The sequence below is a fragment of the Stenotrophomonas sp. GD04145 genome (assembly GCF_029835135.1).
Taxonomy (GTDB): domain Bacteria; phylum Pseudomonadota; class Gammaproteobacteria; order Xanthomonadales; family Xanthomonadaceae; genus Stenotrophomonas; species Stenotrophomonas maltophilia_P.
In genome coordinates, this window is record NZ_JAODZG010000009.1 from 41,964 (window position 1) to 57,550 (window position 15,587).

At 59.3% G+C, this 15,587-nt stretch carries 16 protein-coding genes and 1 pseudogene; 15 read left to right on the forward strand and 2 right to left on the reverse strand.

Annotated features, from left to right (window positions below; genetic code table 11):
• Positions 1 to 14 precede the first annotated feature (14 nt).
• The 8 genes and pseudogenes from N7367_RS07190 to N7367_RS07225 form a co-directional block, all read left to right on the forward strand.
• Positions 15 to 572, forward strand: a complete 558-nt coding sequence (locus tag N7367_RS07190) for an energy transducer TonB (RefSeq protein WP_180876273.1) — start codon at positions 15 to 17, stop codon at positions 570 to 572.
• 92 nt (positions 573 to 664) lie between these two features.
• On the forward strand, positions 665 to 1,426 hold the full coding sequence (gene exbB, locus N7367_RS07195) for a TonB-system energizer ExbB (protein WP_053517213.1): 762 nt from the start codon (positions 665 to 667) through the stop codon (positions 1,424 to 1,426).
• 61 nt (positions 1,427 to 1,487) lie between these two features.
• On the forward strand, positions 1,488 to 1,913 hold the full coding sequence (locus N7367_RS07200) for a biopolymer transporter ExbD (protein WP_053517212.1): 426 nt from the start codon (positions 1,488 to 1,490) through the stop codon (positions 1,911 to 1,913).
• A gap of 3 nt (positions 1,914 to 1,916) precedes the next feature.
• Entirely contained in the window at positions 1,917 to 2,330 is a 414-nt protein-coding gene (locus N7367_RS07205; protein WP_053517211.1) for a biopolymer transporter ExbD, read from the forward strand.
• A 160-nt stretch (positions 2,331 to 2,490) separates the two neighbouring features.
• Complete coding sequence (gene cls, locus N7367_RS07210; RefSeq protein WP_065182132.1) at positions 2,491 to 3,954, forward strand: cardiolipin synthase; 1,464 nt, start codon at positions 2,491 to 2,493, stop codon at positions 3,952 to 3,954.
• A 40-nt stretch (positions 3,955 to 3,994) separates the two neighbouring features.
• Positions 3,995 to 4,264, forward strand: a complete 270-nt coding sequence (locus N7367_RS07215; protein ID WP_053517208.1) for a hypothetical protein — start codon at positions 3,995 to 3,997, stop codon at positions 4,262 to 4,264.
• Between the two features lie 9 nt (positions 4,265 to 4,273).
• Positions 4,274 to 5,017, forward strand: a complete 744-nt coding sequence (locus N7367_RS07220) for a pyridoxine 5'-phosphate synthase (RefSeq protein ID WP_111187091.1) — start codon at positions 4,274 to 4,276, stop codon at positions 5,015 to 5,017.
• 77 nt (positions 5,018 to 5,094) lie between these two features.
• Positions 5,095 to 5,331 (forward strand): annotated as a pseudogene (locus N7367_RS07225) (radical SAM protein); the annotation flags it as partial.
• A gap of 155 nt (positions 5,332 to 5,486) precedes the next feature.
• On the opposite strand, the gene N7367_RS07230 reads toward N7367_RS07225, so the two are convergent.
• Positions 5,487 to 5,711 (reverse strand): helix-turn-helix transcriptional regulator, encoded by a 225-nt coding sequence (locus tag N7367_RS07230; protein ID WP_049412847.1) that lies wholly within the window; start codon positions 5,709 to 5,711, stop codon positions 5,487 to 5,489.
• 80 nt (positions 5,712 to 5,791) lie between these two features.
• Here N7367_RS07230 and N7367_RS07235 point away from each other — a divergent pair, with 80 nt between their 5' ends.
• The 7 genes from N7367_RS07235 to N7367_RS07265 all read left to right on the forward strand — a co-directional run bounded on the left by N7367_RS07235 (position 5,792) and on the right by N7367_RS07265 (position 15,014).
• The gene (locus N7367_RS07235; RefSeq protein ID WP_049412845.1) at positions 5,792 to 6,127 is read left to right on the forward strand and encodes a hypothetical protein; all 336 of its coding nucleotides are present in this window, start codon (positions 5,792 to 5,794) and stop codon (positions 6,125 to 6,127) included.
• A gap of 150 nt (positions 6,128 to 6,277) precedes the next feature.
• Entirely contained in the window at positions 6,278 to 7,369 is a 1,092-nt protein-coding gene (locus N7367_RS07240) for a PA0069 family radical SAM protein (protein ID WP_100441006.1), read from the forward strand.
• Positions 7,370 to 7,667: 298 nt separating this feature from the next.
• Positions 7,668 to 8,456 (forward strand): hypothetical protein, encoded by a 789-nt coding sequence (locus N7367_RS07245; RefSeq protein WP_224119313.1) that lies wholly within the window; start codon positions 7,668 to 7,670, stop codon positions 8,454 to 8,456.
• 117 nt (positions 8,457 to 8,573) lie between these two features.
• On the forward strand, positions 8,574 to 9,041 hold the full coding sequence (locus N7367_RS07250; protein WP_100441008.1) for an NIF family HAD-type phosphatase: 468 nt from the start codon (positions 8,574 to 8,576) through the stop codon (positions 9,039 to 9,041).
• Between the two features lie 629 nt (positions 9,042 to 9,670).
• On the forward strand, positions 9,671 to 10,981 hold the full coding sequence (locus N7367_RS07255) for a tyrosine-type recombinase/integrase (RefSeq protein ID WP_100441009.1): 1,311 nt from the start codon (positions 9,671 to 9,673) through the stop codon (positions 10,979 to 10,981).
• A gap of 19 nt (positions 10,982 to 11,000) precedes the next feature.
• Positions 11,001 to 12,902 carry a hypothetical protein gene (locus N7367_RS07260; RefSeq protein WP_224119314.1) on the forward strand — a complete coding sequence of 634 codons (1,902 nt, stop codon included), beginning with the start codon at positions 11,001 to 11,003 and terminating at the stop codon, positions 12,900 to 12,902.
• 45 nt (positions 12,903 to 12,947) lie between these two features.
• Positions 12,948 to 15,014, forward strand: a complete 2,067-nt coding sequence (locus N7367_RS07265; protein ID WP_100441010.1) for an integrase — start codon at positions 12,948 to 12,950, stop codon at positions 15,012 to 15,014.
• On the opposite strand, the gene N7367_RS07270 is transcribed toward N7367_RS07265, so the two are convergent.
• The gene (locus N7367_RS07270) at positions 14,977 to 15,402 is read right to left on the reverse strand and encodes a hypothetical protein (protein ID WP_157804509.1); all 426 of its coding nucleotides are present in this window, start codon (positions 15,400 to 15,402) and stop codon (positions 14,977 to 14,979) included. The genes N7367_RS07265 and N7367_RS07270 overlap by 38 nt on opposite strands.
• Positions 15,403 to 15,587 lie beyond the last annotated feature (185 nt).

Below are 15,587 nucleotides of genomic sequence, written 5' to 3' on the forward strand. Positions count from 1 at the left end.
ATCTGGCCGCCTTCATGATGCTTCTGATCCCTGCCGTGGCTCCCAAGGCCGCTGCGGAAAAGGAACGCAATGTGATGGTGACCATCGTCGACGCACCGCCGCCGCCGCCCCCGCCGCCGCCGCCGCCGCCGCCGACAGATACTCCGCCGCCGCCGGTGAAGAATCTGTCGCCGCCGAAGCCGTCGCCGGTCCCGCCGCCGCCGCAGGCGCCGGTCGTGGACGTGCCGGAACCGCGTCCGAACGATATCGTCACTCCGCCGACCCCGCCGTCGCCGCCAAGCCCGCCGGCGTCGATCGAGGCCAGCGTGGACATCTCGTCCAAGGCGATGAATCCCCCGCGTTATCCGCCGGCAGCATTCCGCGCAGGTATCCAGGGTGAAGTGATCCTGATCATTGATGTCGATGCCAGCGGCAACGTCACCAATGTCACGGTGGAAAAGTCCAGCCGTAACCGCGACCTGGACCGTGCTGCGATGGAAGCAGCACGCAAGTGGCGCTTCAACGCCGCTGAATCTGGCGGTAAGAAGACGGCAGGTCGCGTTCGCGTCCCGGTCAACTTTGCGCTGAACTGATGCGTTCGGGTGGCTTCGGGCCACCCCCGCTCCGGTTCGATTGTTTAGCTTAGCTACACCCTTTATCACCACACACAACAAAGGTAAGCGTCATGCTGCAGGAAATTTTCATCGCCGCTGCTGCCGGGGGCAATCCGTCCAACGCCCTGTCGCAGATGGGCTTCGAGCACCTGATCCACGAAATGACCACCAAGCCGGGTGATTTCGCTGTTTCCTGGGTCGTGCTGCTGACCCTGGTGATCATGTCGGCCATGTCCTGGTACTGGACCGTCATCAACATCTTCCGCGCCACCCGCCTGAAGAGCGCTGCCGATCGCGTCGTCAGCCTGTTCTGGGACACCCCGAACGCACAGGACGCCATCCGTGCGATGGAAGAGCAGCCGGCTTCGGAGCCGTTCTCGAAGATCGCCCTGGACGCTGCCCAGGCAGCTGCCCACCACCAGCGCGCTGAAGGCGGCGGTACCGGTGGCCTGGGTGAGAACCTGAGCCGTTCGGAATTCGTCGACCGCGCCCTGCGTCAGGCCGTCACCCGCGAAAGCAACAAGCTGCAGTCGGGCATGACCCTGCTGGCCACCGTCGGCGCGACCGCTCCGTTCGTCGGTCTGCTGGGTACCGTGTGGGGCATCTACGGCGCGCTGATCAAGATCGGTGCCACCGGCTCCGCTTCGATCGACGCCGTTGCCGGCCCGGTGGGTGAAGCGCTGATCATGACCGCGATCGGTCTGTTCGTCGCGATCCCAGCCGTGTTCGCCTTCAACTTCTTCAGCAAGATCAACAGCGCGACCATCAGCAAGTTCGATACCTTCGCGCACGACCTGCACGACTTCTTCGCCACCGGTTCGCGCGTCCGCTGATTGCGGCGCGCTTCCACCCGCGACGAAGCAAGTAGTCATCAAGATCTAGACGGAGCCCGTTATGGCTTTCAGTAGTGGTAACAGCGGCGGCCCCATGGCCGACATCAACGTTACGCCCCTCGTGGACGTGATGCTGGTGCTGCTGATCATCTTCATCATCACGGCGCCCCTGATGTCCCACAAGGTCAAGGTGGATCTGCCGGAAGCCAACCTGATCCAGAATCCGGATGACGCCGAAAAGCGCTCCGGTCCGATCACCCTGGCAGTCAAGGAAGACGGCTCGATCTACTGGAACGACGAAGAAATCACCAAGCAGACGCTCGAGTCGCGCTTGGCGACCGCCGCCCAGCAGACCCCGCAGCCGCCGCTGAACCTGCGTGGTGACCGCACCACCAAGATGCGCGTCATCAACGACCTGACCAAGGTCGCGCAGGAGCAGGGCATGCTGGACGTCGGCTTCGTCGCGACCAAAGAAAAGGGGCAATAAGCCATGGCATTCAGTAGTGGTGGTGGCAAGGGCCCCATGGCCGACATCAACGTCACGCCCCTCGTGGACGTGATGCTGGTGCTGCTGATCATCTTCATCGTGACCGCGCCGATCATGACCTACCCGATCGCCGTGGACCTGCCGCAGCGCGTGCTCAACCCACCGCCGCAGCTGGTCGAACCGCCGCCGCCGATCGAACTGAAGATCGACGCCAGCAACCAGGTCTCTTGGAACAACAGCCCGATCAGCACCAGCGAGCTGCAGCAGCGGATGGAACAGGAGGTCCAGCGTGACCCGACCAACCAGCCGGAACTGCGGATCGATGCAAGCCCGGATTCCGAGTACGACGTGATGGCCAAGGTTCTGGCTGCCGCGAAGAATGCTCAGATGAAGAAGATCGGCTTCGTACAGCAGTAAACGCAATACCGCAACACAACAGTCATGACGCGACTGCAGACGCCCCTGGAGACAGGGGCGTCTTTTTTTGTGCCTGCGAAGCCCGACGGGGTCAGATCCCTTTCCCTGCGCAAAAGGGATCTGACCCCCTCTGACTGCACGCGCCCGCTATGATCGGCGGATGCTCGCCCTCTTCGACTCCCTCCGCCACTGGCTTGATGGCATCGCCCACCTGGGTTCGATCCTGGCCGTGGCCTACCTGCTGTACCTGCTCGCGCTGGCGGGCTGGATCATGCTGCAGAAGCGCGAACCGGTAGCCACGCTGAGCTGGATCCTGTCGCTGGCCCTGCTGCCCTACCTCGGCCTCTTCATCTATTACCTGCTCGGTCCGCAGAAGGTGAAGCGGCAGCGCCTGCGTCGTGGCCGCGCGCGATCGGGGATGGAGCATTACAGCGACGTCTGCCCGCCCGATGCCGATTGCACCGAGCTGGCCAAGATCGCCCAGGCCACCACCGGACTGGCGCCGAGCAGTGCCACCGAAGTGACCTGGCTGGTCGATGGCGCGGCGACCTATGCCGCGCTGCTGGAAGCGGTGGCGCAGGCGCGTGACCACGTGCATCTGGAGTACTACATCTTCAATCCCGACCATGCCGGAACCGCACTGCGTGATGCCCTGGTCGAACGTGCCCGCGCCGGCGTGCAGGTGCGGCTGCTGCTCGATGCAGTGGGCTCGTCCGCGGTGCCGCGACGCTTCCTGCAGCCGCTGCTCGACGCCGGCGGTGAAGCGGTCTGGTTCCATCCCCGCCAGCTGCTGAAGCCCTTCAAGCGACCGTGGCTGAACCTGCGCACCCACCGCAAGCTGGTGATCGTCGATGGCCGCCTCGCGTTCACCGGCGGCATCAACATCACCGATGACGAGGATGAGAGCCGCAACGCCAACGCCTATCGCGACCTGCACATGCGCATCCGCGGTCACGTGGTCCGCAGCCTGCAACTGGTGTTTGCCGAGGACTGGCTCTACGCCAGCGGTCAGGACCACTCGCATTTCGACATCGCGCGGATGTGGCCGGCGGACATGCCGCTCCGCGGCGAAGGCTCGATCAACGCACAGGTGCTGGTGTCCGGCCCGGACTCGGGCTGGGAGACCATCCACCGGCTCCACGTGGCGGCCATCCAGGAAGCGCAGGAGCGCGTGTGGCTGGTCACGCCCTACTTCGTGCCGGGCGAAGCCGCGCGGATGGCGCTGACCTCGGCCGCGCTGGGGGGACTGGACGTGCGCCTGCTGGTGCCGAAGATGAGCGATTCCTGGTTCGTGACCCAGGCCGCACGGTCCTACTTCGACGAGCTGCTGCACGCCGGGGTGAAGATCTACGAGTACGGCCCCCGCATGCTGCACACCAAGGCCTTCATCGCCGACGACGACGTCTGCATCGTCGGCAGTGCCAACTTCGACCATCGCAGCTTCCGCCTGAACTTCGAACTGTCGATGATGATCAGCGACCGCGAGCGGGTGGCCGCCCTGGCGGGCCTGCTGGAGGCCGAGTTCGAGCGCGCTACCCGCGTGCACGACCAGGCCGCGGCCCGCTCGCTGTGGCTGCAACGCCTGCCCGAGGCCTTCGCGCGCCTGGCCTCGCCGCTGCTGTAAGGCGGCGCTACACTGCGGCGATCATCCGGGGAGCCTGACTATGTACTGGTTGTACCTGCTGCCGGCGCTGGGCTGTTTCGCCTTCGCGCTGAAAACCCCAAGCCCGGGGCTGATGGCGCTGGCGCTGCTGGCGGCCCTCGCCTTCCTGCTGGCCTGGGTGCGTGGCCGCTACGTGGCCCGGTTCGGTGATCTGCAGAGTGATCCCTCAACCCTGATCGATGCCGACGAGCTGCGCCGCCTGCGTGAGCAGGCCGAGGCCCGTGGCGCGGATCAACGCGACGAACACGATCCGTCCCCTCTTTCCAAGTAGTACCGTTCGATGACCCAGCTCAGTGTCAACGTCAACAAGATCGCCGTCCTGCGCAATTCGCGCGGTGGTGCCGAACCCGATGTGGTGCGTGCCGCCCAGGCCTGCCTGGATGCCGGCGCCCATGGCATCACCGTGCATCCGCGACCCGATCGACGTCATATCACCGCCGAGGACGTAATGGCGCTGTCCACGCTGACCCGCGTCCGTGGCGTCGAATTCAACATCGAAGGCAATCCCTTCGCACCGCCACGCGACGGCTACCCGGGGCTGCTGCCGCTGTGCGCGCAGACGCGTCCGGCGCAGGCCACCCTGGTGCCGGACGGCGATGGCCAGATCACCTCCGACCACGGTTTCGACTTCGAGCGCGACGGCGAGCGCCTGCGTCCGCTGGTGGCCGAGCTGAAGGCGATGGGCTGCCGGGTCAGCCTGTTCGTCGACGCCGGCAACCCGCTGCTGGAACAGGCGGCCGAGGTCGGCGCCGATCGCATCGAGCTGTACACCGGACCCTACGCCGAAGCGCACGCCGCAGGCGACGCCGCGGCGATGCTGGCGTTGTTCGCCACGGCCGCGCGCCGCGCGCAGGCCGTGGGGCTTGGCGTGAATGCCGGCCATGACCTGTCGCAGGACAACCTGCGTGACTTCCTGGCGAACGTGCCGGAGGTGCTGGAGGTCTCGATCGGGCATGCGCTGATCGGCGAGGCCCTGTATGACGGGCTGGATGCGACCGTTCGGGGCTATCTGGCGCTGCTCTGAGGTAGCGCCGGACCCTGCCCGGCGGGGCCAATACTGCTGTCGCAGCCGCTGAGACGGCAGCGGCGTAGGCTACCCACATGGGTATCGCGATCAAAGGCCGAGGGTCCAGCTCCCACCTTGCCGGGCGCTTCGAGAGCACCGTCAGCGAGGCGGTGGACGACGGCTGGGACGTGGATGAAAGCGAAGAGTTCGCGGCCCCCCGCCTGCGCACCGAGGTACGCGCTGAAACCGCGCGCAGCATCATCAGCCGCAATACCTCGCCGGACGTAGGCTTCAGCCAGTCGGTCAATCCGTATCGTGGCTGCGAGCACGGTATCAATACCCCCTGATTGTTCACCAGACAAATGGATATAGATCAATAGTTTAGCGGAGTATCAGTAAACACATCGGCTTGGCAGGAGCGCGCGCAGCAACGGCGAGCTCGCCCCTCTCGGACGAGCTGGCCCTCGCTTTTTAGCTGCGAAGAAAGTTAGAGACCTGCGGCGCGTAGCAAGGCTGACATCGACGTGCCCAGACCATCAGCCACGCGCTCCAAGGTAGCGAGAGTGACGTTCTTTTCGCCACGTTCGATCTTGCTGTAGTAGGCGCGGTGCATTTCGATGTGGTCAGCAAAGACTTCCTGGCTGACACCCAGAGCAATACGATGCGCGCGGATCACATCTGCAAGTTTCGCTTGATTCGTATGCTCGACCATACGAAGCAGCTTGTGGTCCCGGTACTTTAAAGACTACGCCTCTAAAGGTAGTCTACTTATAAGTACTAATTGCCCATCTCATGAACTTTTACCTCGTATGTCCGGAACTGGAGTTCACGCTTGAGGTTCCCTTCTCGCCCATGGGCAGGGAGCAAGTTGCAATGCAGGTGCGTCGGATGCAGGAGGAGGAAGGGCAAGCCAGGGGCTTCGAATGCCGCTTGGCAGAAGAGCTGTCAAAGCTCATCCCGCAACTCACAGATTGGGACATCAAGCCACCCACGGGTGCACAGATGGCGTACGCGACTTCGCTCTGCGCGCAGTTGGGTATTCAACTGCCTGCAGCAACACGTCGATCGCGTGCATTGATGCAAACCTTCTTGGCCGAAGCCAAAGCGCTCCACGGCCAACGTAGCTGACAAAGACTGCACAAGCCGAAGTTGTGGATAAGTTTGGGTAAAACTTTCTCGCCAGATTACCCAATGGCCTACAGCTAGCTGAATTCCAGGGTGTTGCGGTGGTTGTGGTTAGCAATAATACTAACAACCTAATCTTCCCAAGTTGTTGCCATGGAACAGGATGCTCGAAAGGCCCAAGTTCCCCTCAAAGGTAGAGGGGCAGCATCGCGTGTCGCGAGCCGTTTCGATACCACTGCAACAGTGGGAATCGACGATGGCTGGGAATCGGTCTACCAGGAGATGGAAGACGCGCCGCAGTTGAGAACTCAGGTACAGGAAGAGCGAGCGCGAACGGTGATCAGCCGCAACACATCCCCCGACGTTGGCTTCAGCGCGTCGGTAAATCCGTACCGCGGCTGCGAGCATGGGTGCGTTTACTGCTTTGCCCGCCCCTCCCATTCCTACTTGAGCCTTTCACCGGGCTTGGACTTCGAGACGCGCCTATTTGCAAAGACGAATGCCCCGGAGCGGCTCAGAGCGGAAATTAGCAAGTCGAACTACAAGTGCGCCCCAATTGCTCTGGGAATAAACACAGACGGCTATCAGCCGATTGAAAGGAACTACCAAATTACACGCCAATGCCTTGAGGTGCTTGCTGATGCCAAGCATCCGGTGAGCTTCGTCACCAAGAGCGCGCTGATCACCAAGGACATCGAACTGCTGGCGTCGATGGCCAAGGACAGGTTGGTTACGGTCTACTTCTCGGTCACTACGCTCGACAGGAAGCTATCGGCAAAGCTGGAACCGCGAGCTGCCGCTCCCCACGCCAGGCTGCGAGCAATGAATCAGCTGCACGATGCAGGGGTCCCGGTTGGGGTTCTGATCGCGCCTGTCATACCCATGATCACGGACCATGACCTAGAAGCTATCCTTCAGGCCGCTCACGAACACGGTGCCCGGGCCGCTGGCTACGTGCTTCTCCGGTTACCTAACGAGATCAAAGAGATCTGGAGAGAATGGCTCGAGCTGCACTACCCTGATCGGGCCGCGCACGTGCTTAGCTTGATGCGACAGATGCATGGCGGGAAGGAGTACGACGCCAGCTTCGGCACCAGAATGTCCGGAACTGGACCGGTGGCGGACTTGATCCGTAAGCGATTTGAAAAAAAGTATCGTGAGCTCGGTTTCACAAGGCTGCCTGCACTAGCCACTCATCTGTTTCAACCTCCCCAGGAGAAGTCGCCACAAGGTCAACTTTTCTAACCAGACGGAAAGCGTGGTAGCAGCAGTTACGAGCGAAGGATCCAGTCGGAGCGGTGCTTACAGGGACAAGGAGTAACAGGCTCCCGAGTGCTGATACCATCTCCCCGAAACTGAACTAGCCCTTCCTGCGTAGTAAGCTCAGACGGCTCTCTAAACGTATTTGGTTATCCCGCTTCCTCATGACAAGGACTAGCGTATGCCCAAGCAAGTGAGAGGTTTATCAGTCTACCGAAGTACGATTGAGCGATTGCCACAATTTCGTCTCCTTAGCAGCCCACTCACAGAGGACCAGGCGGCGATGCTGGGATTTGACGGCGTTCCGCTAGCGGGTGCTTCCATTGTGCCAAGCGCCGAAGGACCCGCGACGTTCTTCAATGCCCGGGGCAAAGAGATCGTCAGAAAGGACCTTCCGATGATCACCAAGTCTCGATCGATCAACACGTCGTGGAAGGACTGGCACGGGCAAACCCACCACGGCACTCAGACGAGATCTTACGAAACCTATCCCCGGGAACACATTGCACCACCTGGTGAATTCCTCACCGCCGTGGAGACAGACGGTGGTATCGCAATGGCTACGAGGATCATTGATCGGACGGAGCCAGAAGAGAGCATTGCAAATCTCCTCAACCTCTACCTGGAATGCTTCCCACACTTTGAAATCGTTGACCCGAACCTTGCGGTGCCAGTCAGGGTCGAGAAGGTCACCTGGCGCATTCTTCCTCCTGGGAAGTTCCCGTTCGATCGAGCGATGCAGGTGCTGGATAACTATCTGGAGCAGCTTACCGAAAGCGATCGCGCAGCCGCTAGACAGCGCATCCGGACCATCACTCGTCACGAGCCAGACTTTATGGCAGTAGGACTAGGCGGTTTCAGTGAGTACATCGTCTTCGGGTTCACGCGAAAGAGTCGGTACGTGTTCGAGAGCCCGGAGACAGGCAACGCCACCTACATCTTCAGGAACGAATGGGAGGAGGTGTCTCAGCTCACCAAGCGCCAGATCCTCCAAGAGCAGCTACAGGAGGCCCGGATTATCCACACCTCTCGTTGGGCTATAGAAGTCTCAGAAGCAATCCAGCGGAAGTGAGTGGTCGCGGAATGCTCCAGGATGCGTAAACCGAACCAGCATAATTCGCTCTACGCAGTAGGCAGTCACCTAACGACACGATTACTCTGGGTCGAAAGATCCCAACAGGAACTCCTTATGAAGCCAACCATCCTGGCGTTGGACCTCGAAGGTACGCTCATCTCGAACGCAGTCAGTCAGATCCCTCGCCCAGGCCTATATAGGTTCCTTGAGGACGTCCGATCTCAGTTCGAGGAACTTGTGCTGTTCACCACGGTTCCCGAAGCACTCGCCCGAAGCATTGCGGGACTGCTGGCTACGGAAGGCAGTGTACCGGTATGGTTTTCCGGACTTCGCTACATCCATTGGTCTGGAAAGACAAAGGATCTCTCCTATGTCTCCCCCCACTTGGGCGACGCCCTTCTGCTGGATGACCACGGCCCATACGTGCATGACGGCCAAGAGAGCCTATGGGTTGAGATACCGTTGTTTGGCTCTCCGTACTCGGCGGACGACGACGGGTTGCAGATCGCAACTGCACGCCTGACTGATCGCATCATGCAACTGGAGAGTGCATTCAACCCGGCCCGCAGGACCGAAGGCTAGCTTCAATGACAGCGTCGTCTCGATGGCGCTTCGCAAGAGCACACATGTACGGATGGTTCTCTTCCAAAAATGGAACAGATACGGACCACCATGCGAACAAGCCTCAAGTAGGTCTTCCATAGGGTTCGTCTTGGAGACGCCGGAGACGGCAATCGAGAGGCCGCTCTCAGTGGAGGTGCTGCAGGCCTTCTACGGCACCCCTATCTGCGCCGTCAGAAACTAATGTGGAAGCGCCGCACGCACACGTCGTTCCAGCCGATACGATTCGCCGAAGGATGCGCAGTAGCAGGCGCGTCGTCTCCGATCTGCTCATGCCAACTCACTGCCAGCGCGCTTCGGTAGCCATAGACCGCGTGCTATCGACTGCAGGGTCAAGCGGACCCCCAAGTTGGTAGCGAAAGCGAAAATCTCGAGTACGCGATGACCGAATCCGCTGGGCTTTTGCGCACTTCGCCCCCGCTAAAGTTTGGGCTGTCCTTCACATCAAGCGTACCAGAAGGCTCACGATCAGGCGTAAACCACTGAATCAATGACAGTAAAAAACAGATCTGATTCTCATTCCATTTGTTAATGTACCGTAAGGCTCACGCGCCAGAAAATTTTTCGCGTACCTGATAGCTTTCGGCGCCATGGCCTACGACGTCGAAATCTGCACCGCGCATGCGATCACTTCACCAGCGACGGTGACAACGGGTGAGCAAGGCGTGCCCTTGCCCGAGGGCTTCTGCTTTCTAATCAGCAGGTCGGACGGATCACTCGTTCAGCCTGCTTTTGAGTTCTTTGCAGATTCTCATCTCACCATTGACCGGAATCCAAAGCTTGCATGCAGCAAGAATACGACGGCAGCAATAGCGGCTGACCTCACCGACTTCCATCACTTTTTGGACGCAAGGAAAAAGCGCGTCTCGGATGTAGACGAGCAGCTCCTCAAAGCCTACGCGGACACATTGACGGACCTGGACTCCGCGGTGACCCTCGAGAAATTTGCCGCCGCGACCATCCACCGAAGATGGTCGACCGTGACTAAGCTAGTCGCCTTCTGTGTGAAACGGGGCTATCTAAGGAAGCCGCCAGCGCTGCTGAGCAAGCAGACAAAGCGAGGAACTGTTCAAGTTCTCGATGTTGACGTGAATCTGCCCGGGCTGAACGACGCTGACGAGCTCATTACTGCGCTGCATCCCGAGACGGTCGTAGGCGTTCTCGACGAACTAGGCCCTAAACCCGTGGTCGAAAGAAACGGTCTCGTTGAACTGGCGCTCGCGACCACGGCGCAGCGATTGATGGCTGAGCTGTGCTACCACGCCGGGTTGAGGCGGTCTGAAGTGTGCGATCTGCATGCGATCACCGTCCTTAAGACGCGCACCGAAGGGCGCGATCCGCTTTCCGCAGTTGCCATCCCAGTGGTCGGAAAGGGCAACAAGAAGCGCAATGTTCCCGTACCAGTTTGGCTCCTAGAGGCGCTGAAATGCTATGCCAAGGGTACTCGGCAGGCCCTCATTGACCTCCGACTGCGGTACCGCAAGCTGGAGGATCACGGCGCACTATTCGTTCTCGACGTAAACGACCGCAGGCATGCGGGTAGTCCGATAACTCCCCAGACGTTCGATCGCCATTTCGCTCTCGCCAAAGACAGGTTGCTTAAGCGCCTTTCCAAAGAGCCCGACCTGGCGCGCTATGAATCAACGCAGCGAGAGCGGATAACCATCCACGCGCTTCGGCACACATTCGCCCTGTACACGTACATGGAGAAGCGCGCAAACGGCGACATGGATGCGATCAAGTATGTTCAGTCAGTACTAGGGCACAGCCTCAGGGAGACGACCGAGTCCATCTACCTGAGAAGCGCGAATGCCTTCGAGAGCGAAATCAGGGAGTCCATCAGGCTGCACATTGAAGGTCAATCGTTTATGCAACTAGGCGTAGCGGGCGGATCGGCTTGAGCGCAGAGTTCCCCCGTTAATGGACGAGCATGACCTCACACGCAAACGACCAACCCACGCAGAAAGAATCGAATACGGAGGAGAGCAAAACGTGGCAGGAAGAAGGACCGCTCAACTCCGGCACGCCTTGGGAGATGAGGACAAGGTCAGCGCAACGAAGAAATGGGATGTACGCGAGACCGCTGATCGCCTGGAAGCGGCGTTCAGACGCGCCGGCGACCAACGCGACAACATCGTCAACCTCAGCCGGTGGAAGAGCATAGGTGCAGCCGCACCGATCTTCGCCGAAGCGTTCTGCAGAGCCCACAAAAATAGCAGAGAGACAAGTAGATCCTCTTCAGCTAACAACATGGTGAGTGGCCTGGGGCAGTACCTAGCCGCAACAAGAGTGGAGATAAACGGTCCAGATGACGTTCCGATGGACCTGGGCGAATCGTTCCTAACCTATCTGAAAGGAAAGGATGCCACGCACCCGATCACGCTCGCGGTGCAGACACAGCGTCACTACTACGGGACCTTCAAGAAGGTCGTCCTTGCGCTGCACGAGATGGACCCATGCTGGCAGGTGATCCGTATTCCCACAAAGCCGTTCGCAGGCCTGCCACGTAAGAGCAATCCTAAAGAGCTTGACCGTGCGGCTTGGGCCAACGTCATGAAGGCCGCTGTTGAAGAATGCATCTCTACAATGGATGAAGTATGGCCGCTTCTGGACAGGGTACACAGTGCTATTGCTAAGAAGAGTAAGGGCGACGCTGTATCGCTAAGCGACCCGGCGGAGGCAATTGCGCAGATCCTGGCAAACTTTGACGGTCACTTTCCTCGCCAAGCGGAGGTTCGCCAGCTCCCTGGGGTAGGAAAGATCAGTGAAAGTGAGTACTTCCGCCTGAGGAGGCTTGCGCACCCCATCGGTGGTGATCTCATCCCATTCTTCCTGGTACTGGCCATGCACTCGGGGTTCAACGAGCAGCCACTTAGAACACTCACTCTGGATGGCATATCTGAGCACTACCCGCTTGGACGGAAACGTACGGTGATCAAGTCATCCAAGCACAGGGCTGGGGAGAGCGATCAGGGGGCACCACAGCGAGCGGCCTTCCCCGCCAGCGATCACCCGCTAGCCCCGGAAAGATTGATACGTTTCGTCATAGCTTGGACCAGACGAATCAGAGACTACGCTGATGGCGAGCTTGCCAATGACTTCTTCCTGCACGCAGTATCCGAAGGTGGGCGCCACAAGCGCCGAGGAATGCTCATCGATTCCTACTCATGCAGAACCGACGATGTAAACACGCGCGTGACCGGTTACATCACGCTGTTCTGCAAACGAAGGGGGCTCAAGTACTCCGGCTCACGCGCAAATAGGCTTGCGTTCTCTGAAGTGGTTGATGGACTGACCGACGGCGACGCCTTCGAGCTCCGAGCAATGCTGGGCCATCGGCTGCTGTCAACTGGTCAAGACAGCTATCAGACAACCACGATGCAGCGTCGGCAAAAGGAACAGATGGCAGGAGCCATGGCGGCCCAGGAGCGCTGGGTGACTTCAAATGGAAATATTGATACGCGCTCAACCCGGAGTGACCGTGAGCATACGGCAGCCACGCAGGGCTTCTGCTGCGCAGATCCATTCCAAAGTCCGCAACCGGGTCAGCGCCCGGGCAAACTCTGCACCAGCTATGGAGCTTGCCCTGCGTGCCCGCTCGCAGTAGCTGACTCAAACGAAGCCTACGCGCTCGCCCGCTTCCTTCAACTGCAGGAGCTATACGAAGAAGCTAGGGCAGAGCTTGGCAGCGAGATATGGCGGCGAAAGTTCGAGAACGCTTACCTAGCGATCCGCGACTCATGGATTCCCGCTGTGAGCACAAATGCGAATCGACAAGCAGCGGCGATGATCATGCTGACGTCGCTCCCCACACTTGAATAGTTCGGACCGCAGCGTTAGCAGAGCGTCCACTCTAGAGGTAAGGCTATGCCTGCAGTAAGAAAGATCAGATCAGCGCAGGCGGCAACCCTGCACCCTTCATTCCAGGTGGACTATGACAGTAATGTCTGGACGTTCGCTCAAACCACTGTCGGCCAACAGAGGGAGTTCGTCACCGTTGATTGGGCAATCCCGGTTGCGCGCGGGGAATTACTCACAGACTACAAACACAGGGGACTGCTGGATGAACTGAAGTGCTACCTCAAGACCTCCATCGTCGATGACACGGTACGCATGACGGTTGGATCTATTCCTTCTACCTACATGGGCGTGAGGGAGCTGGTGAAGTTCATGGGGGAGCGGGAAATCCGCACGCTTTTCGACATATCCACAGCTGTGAGTTGGGAGTATGTCGAAGGTCTCGAAGAGCAATACATCATGGCCGGAGGTGATGTCGGTCGAGATAGAGCGTGGACGCATTCCACTGCCTACAAGCTTATTCACCCACTTACACAGATCTACGAGCTCGCGGACAGCTTGCGCGCCAGAGGTGGACAAGCACCCTGCGAAGCACCGTTTGATGGAAGAAAAACCTATGACGTTGTGACCGGGCCGCTTGGGCTCGCTCGAACGGGTGGATTGCTGCCTATCCCGGACGAGATCTCGGTGCCAATCCTCACCTACGCATATGAATGGATCGAACACGGCTCGGAAGATGTGATCAGACTTCAGGCCGAGATCATCCCGATGCTCATCGACGCAAGGAGCGCGAAGGGACCAAGACGAATCATATGTCTTCGTGAGATCAAACGGCACATCGAGGAGTTCCAGATGAGTCCGATCCCTGGAACACTAACGCCTTGGCATGAGCCGCTGCTCGCAACGGATCGGATTGATGACGCTGGGGACGAGCGCGAAATTAGCGGAACTCAGGCCCTCAGACGCCTAATCCTGATGACTCAAAGCGCATGTAGTACGTTGCTGCAGGCATGCACTGGGATTCGAGCTCATGAGCTGATAGGCCTATCCTTGGACCACGATCCGACGCTGCAGCACGGTGTGATCAAGTCAGTGACTTCTCTAGACGGACTGATGGAGGTCTTCTCCATCTGCGGCATTTCAGCCAAAAGGGAAGCGACTCGCCATGAGTGGACAGCCGGACTGCGTCCGCTGGGTACAAAGCACATGCCGATTGTTCTGAAGTCCATCGAAGTGTTGGTTCGGCTAATGGAGCCTTGGAGAGCTCTTTCTGGCAGCAGCACGCTGATGCTCAGCTTCTCCCACGCCAAGTCCCTTCCATCCGGTGCTGATGGAGTTGGCCGAATGACAGCCAACCGAAACTCTCTCCTGCAGCGCGAGTTCGCCGTGGAGGCCCTCACTAAGAAGCGTGGAATCGAGATGACGCAAGCTATCTACGAGGTGAGATCCCTCCGCCCACAGCGATGGAGGATCACCTTTGCGCACTACGTCTTCCGATCCAAGCCGGAGCTTATGCCTGCACTTCGGACCCACTTCCGTCACATGAGCGAGCAGATCACGGATCAAGGGTACATCGGCAACGACGCAGCGCTGCTCGAGAATCTGGAAGGAGAGAGAGTCATGGAGACCTCCAGGTTCCTCGTTCAAATCACTCTTGGCAAGCCGATCGGGGGGGGACCGGCACAGCGGCTTCTCATGCAGCATGCCGAATCAATGGCCAAGGCACTGTCAGTGATGGACGGAGAAACACTGATTGATAAGGCCGTAGCATACGTGAAGCTCACCGACCTGCGGATATGGACAGGGACGTACGCGAGTTGTCTGATCGATATGGTGCCTGATCGCTCCAGCTGCAATCCACACGCAAGCCTGCTCACCGTCCGCGCCTCGCCAGACTTCGGCGTACGATCGCCCGGCCTGTGTGCGGGGTGCAAGTGCTGCATCATCCTCCCAGAGCATCGGGACTTCTGGGAGGATCGACTTCTGAAGAATCAGACCATTGTCCAAGCAGATCGGATCAACTCTAAAGACCAGCGATCAAAGATTGCCATGAGTCGTATCGTTCAGAGTCGAGCAGTTCTGAAGATGATATCTAAGGCTACCGGGGACGCCTCCGATCGTTCCGGCGGAAGTTGACGACATTGGCCGCTTCATCCCTGTTGGCACTTCTCTTCTGAAGCCGGGACACTGCGAGCTGAAGGGAAGCGTTGTGGATATTTGTCTTGTACACCAGAGCCTTCAACCTTGCATTCTCGGCTCTGAGCTTGGCGAGCTCTTCAGTCACTGAGCCGCGCTTCTCCTCCTCAGCTAGTTCTTGAATTTTGAGCCAGACATGCCCCAGTCGAGCGTGCCTTGATCCAAAGCTTCCTCTATTTACGCCCGCCTCCGCCGCGACCGAGGTTGGCGTGATGATCCGGTGACCTGCGGCCATCTTTGCTTTCAACAATTCATTGGTTGGGCGTCGCTTCACCAGACGGTCAAGAGCGGCCAACGCTTTGTCCTCTACTGAGTAGGGTCTGCTCATGCTGCTTTCCGATGATTCGTCGTAGCCAGTACATAGCCTACGCCACATGCGCCGCCGAATCAGCTGGGTGGAATCCGTCATCTCAGGGTCTGCTGAAAACAGCGACTACCAAACTCCAGAAGCTGATAAGGGTCGCGTTCGCTACTCTATCCTCGACGTTCTGTTTCGGCTTGTAGTAGGCATCC

Coding starts and splice junctions, on each gene's coding strand:
- N7367_RS07190 (WP_180876273.1), top strand. CDS start 15: ATGATGCTTCTGATCCCTGCCGTGGCTCCCAAGGCCGCTGCGGAAAAG.
- exbB (WP_053517213.1), top strand. CDS start 665: ATGCTGCAGGAAATTTTCATCGCCGCTGCTGCCGGGGGCAATCCGTCC.
- N7367_RS07200 (WP_053517212.1), top strand. CDS start 1,488: ATGGCTTTCAGTAGTGGTAACAGCGGCGGCCCCATGGCCGACATCAAC.
- N7367_RS07205 (WP_053517211.1), top strand. CDS start 1,917: ATGGCATTCAGTAGTGGTGGTGGCAAGGGCCCCATGGCCGACATCAAC.
- cls (WP_065182132.1), top strand. CDS start 2,491: ATGCTCGCCCTCTTCGACTCCCTCCGCCACTGGCTTGATGGCATCGCC.
- N7367_RS07215 (WP_053517208.1), top strand. CDS start 3,995: ATGTACTGGTTGTACCTGCTGCCGGCGCTGGGCTGTTTCGCCTTCGCG.
- N7367_RS07220 (WP_111187091.1), top strand. CDS start 4,274: ATGACCCAGCTCAGTGTCAACGTCAACAAGATCGCCGTCCTGCGCAAT.
- N7367_RS07230 (WP_049412847.1), bottom strand. CDS start 5,711: ATGGTCGAGCATACGAATCAAGCGAAACTTGCAGATGTGATCCGCGCG.
- N7367_RS07235 (WP_049412845.1), top strand. CDS start 5,792: ATGAACTTTTACCTCGTATGTCCGGAACTGGAGTTCACGCTTGAGGTT.
- N7367_RS07240 (WP_100441006.1), top strand. CDS start 6,278: ATGGAACAGGATGCTCGAAAGGCCCAAGTTCCCCTCAAAGGTAGAGGG.
- N7367_RS07245 (WP_224119313.1), top strand. CDS start 7,668: ATGCTGGGATTTGACGGCGTTCCGCTAGCGGGTGCTTCCATTGTGCCA.
- N7367_RS07250 (WP_100441008.1), top strand. CDS start 8,574: ATGAAGCCAACCATCCTGGCGTTGGACCTCGAAGGTACGCTCATCTCG.
- N7367_RS07255 (WP_100441009.1), top strand. CDS start 9,671: ATGGCCTACGACGTCGAAATCTGCACCGCGCATGCGATCACTTCACCA.
- N7367_RS07260 (WP_224119314.1), top strand. CDS start 11,001: ATGGACGAGCATGACCTCACACGCAAACGACCAACCCACGCAGAAAGA.
- N7367_RS07265 (WP_100441010.1), top strand. CDS start 12,948: ATGCCTGCAGTAAGAAAGATCAGATCAGCGCAGGCGGCAACCCTGCAC.
- N7367_RS07270 (WP_157804509.1), bottom strand. CDS start 15,402: ATGAGCAGACCCTACTCAGTAGAGGACAAAGCGTTGGCCGCTCTTGAC.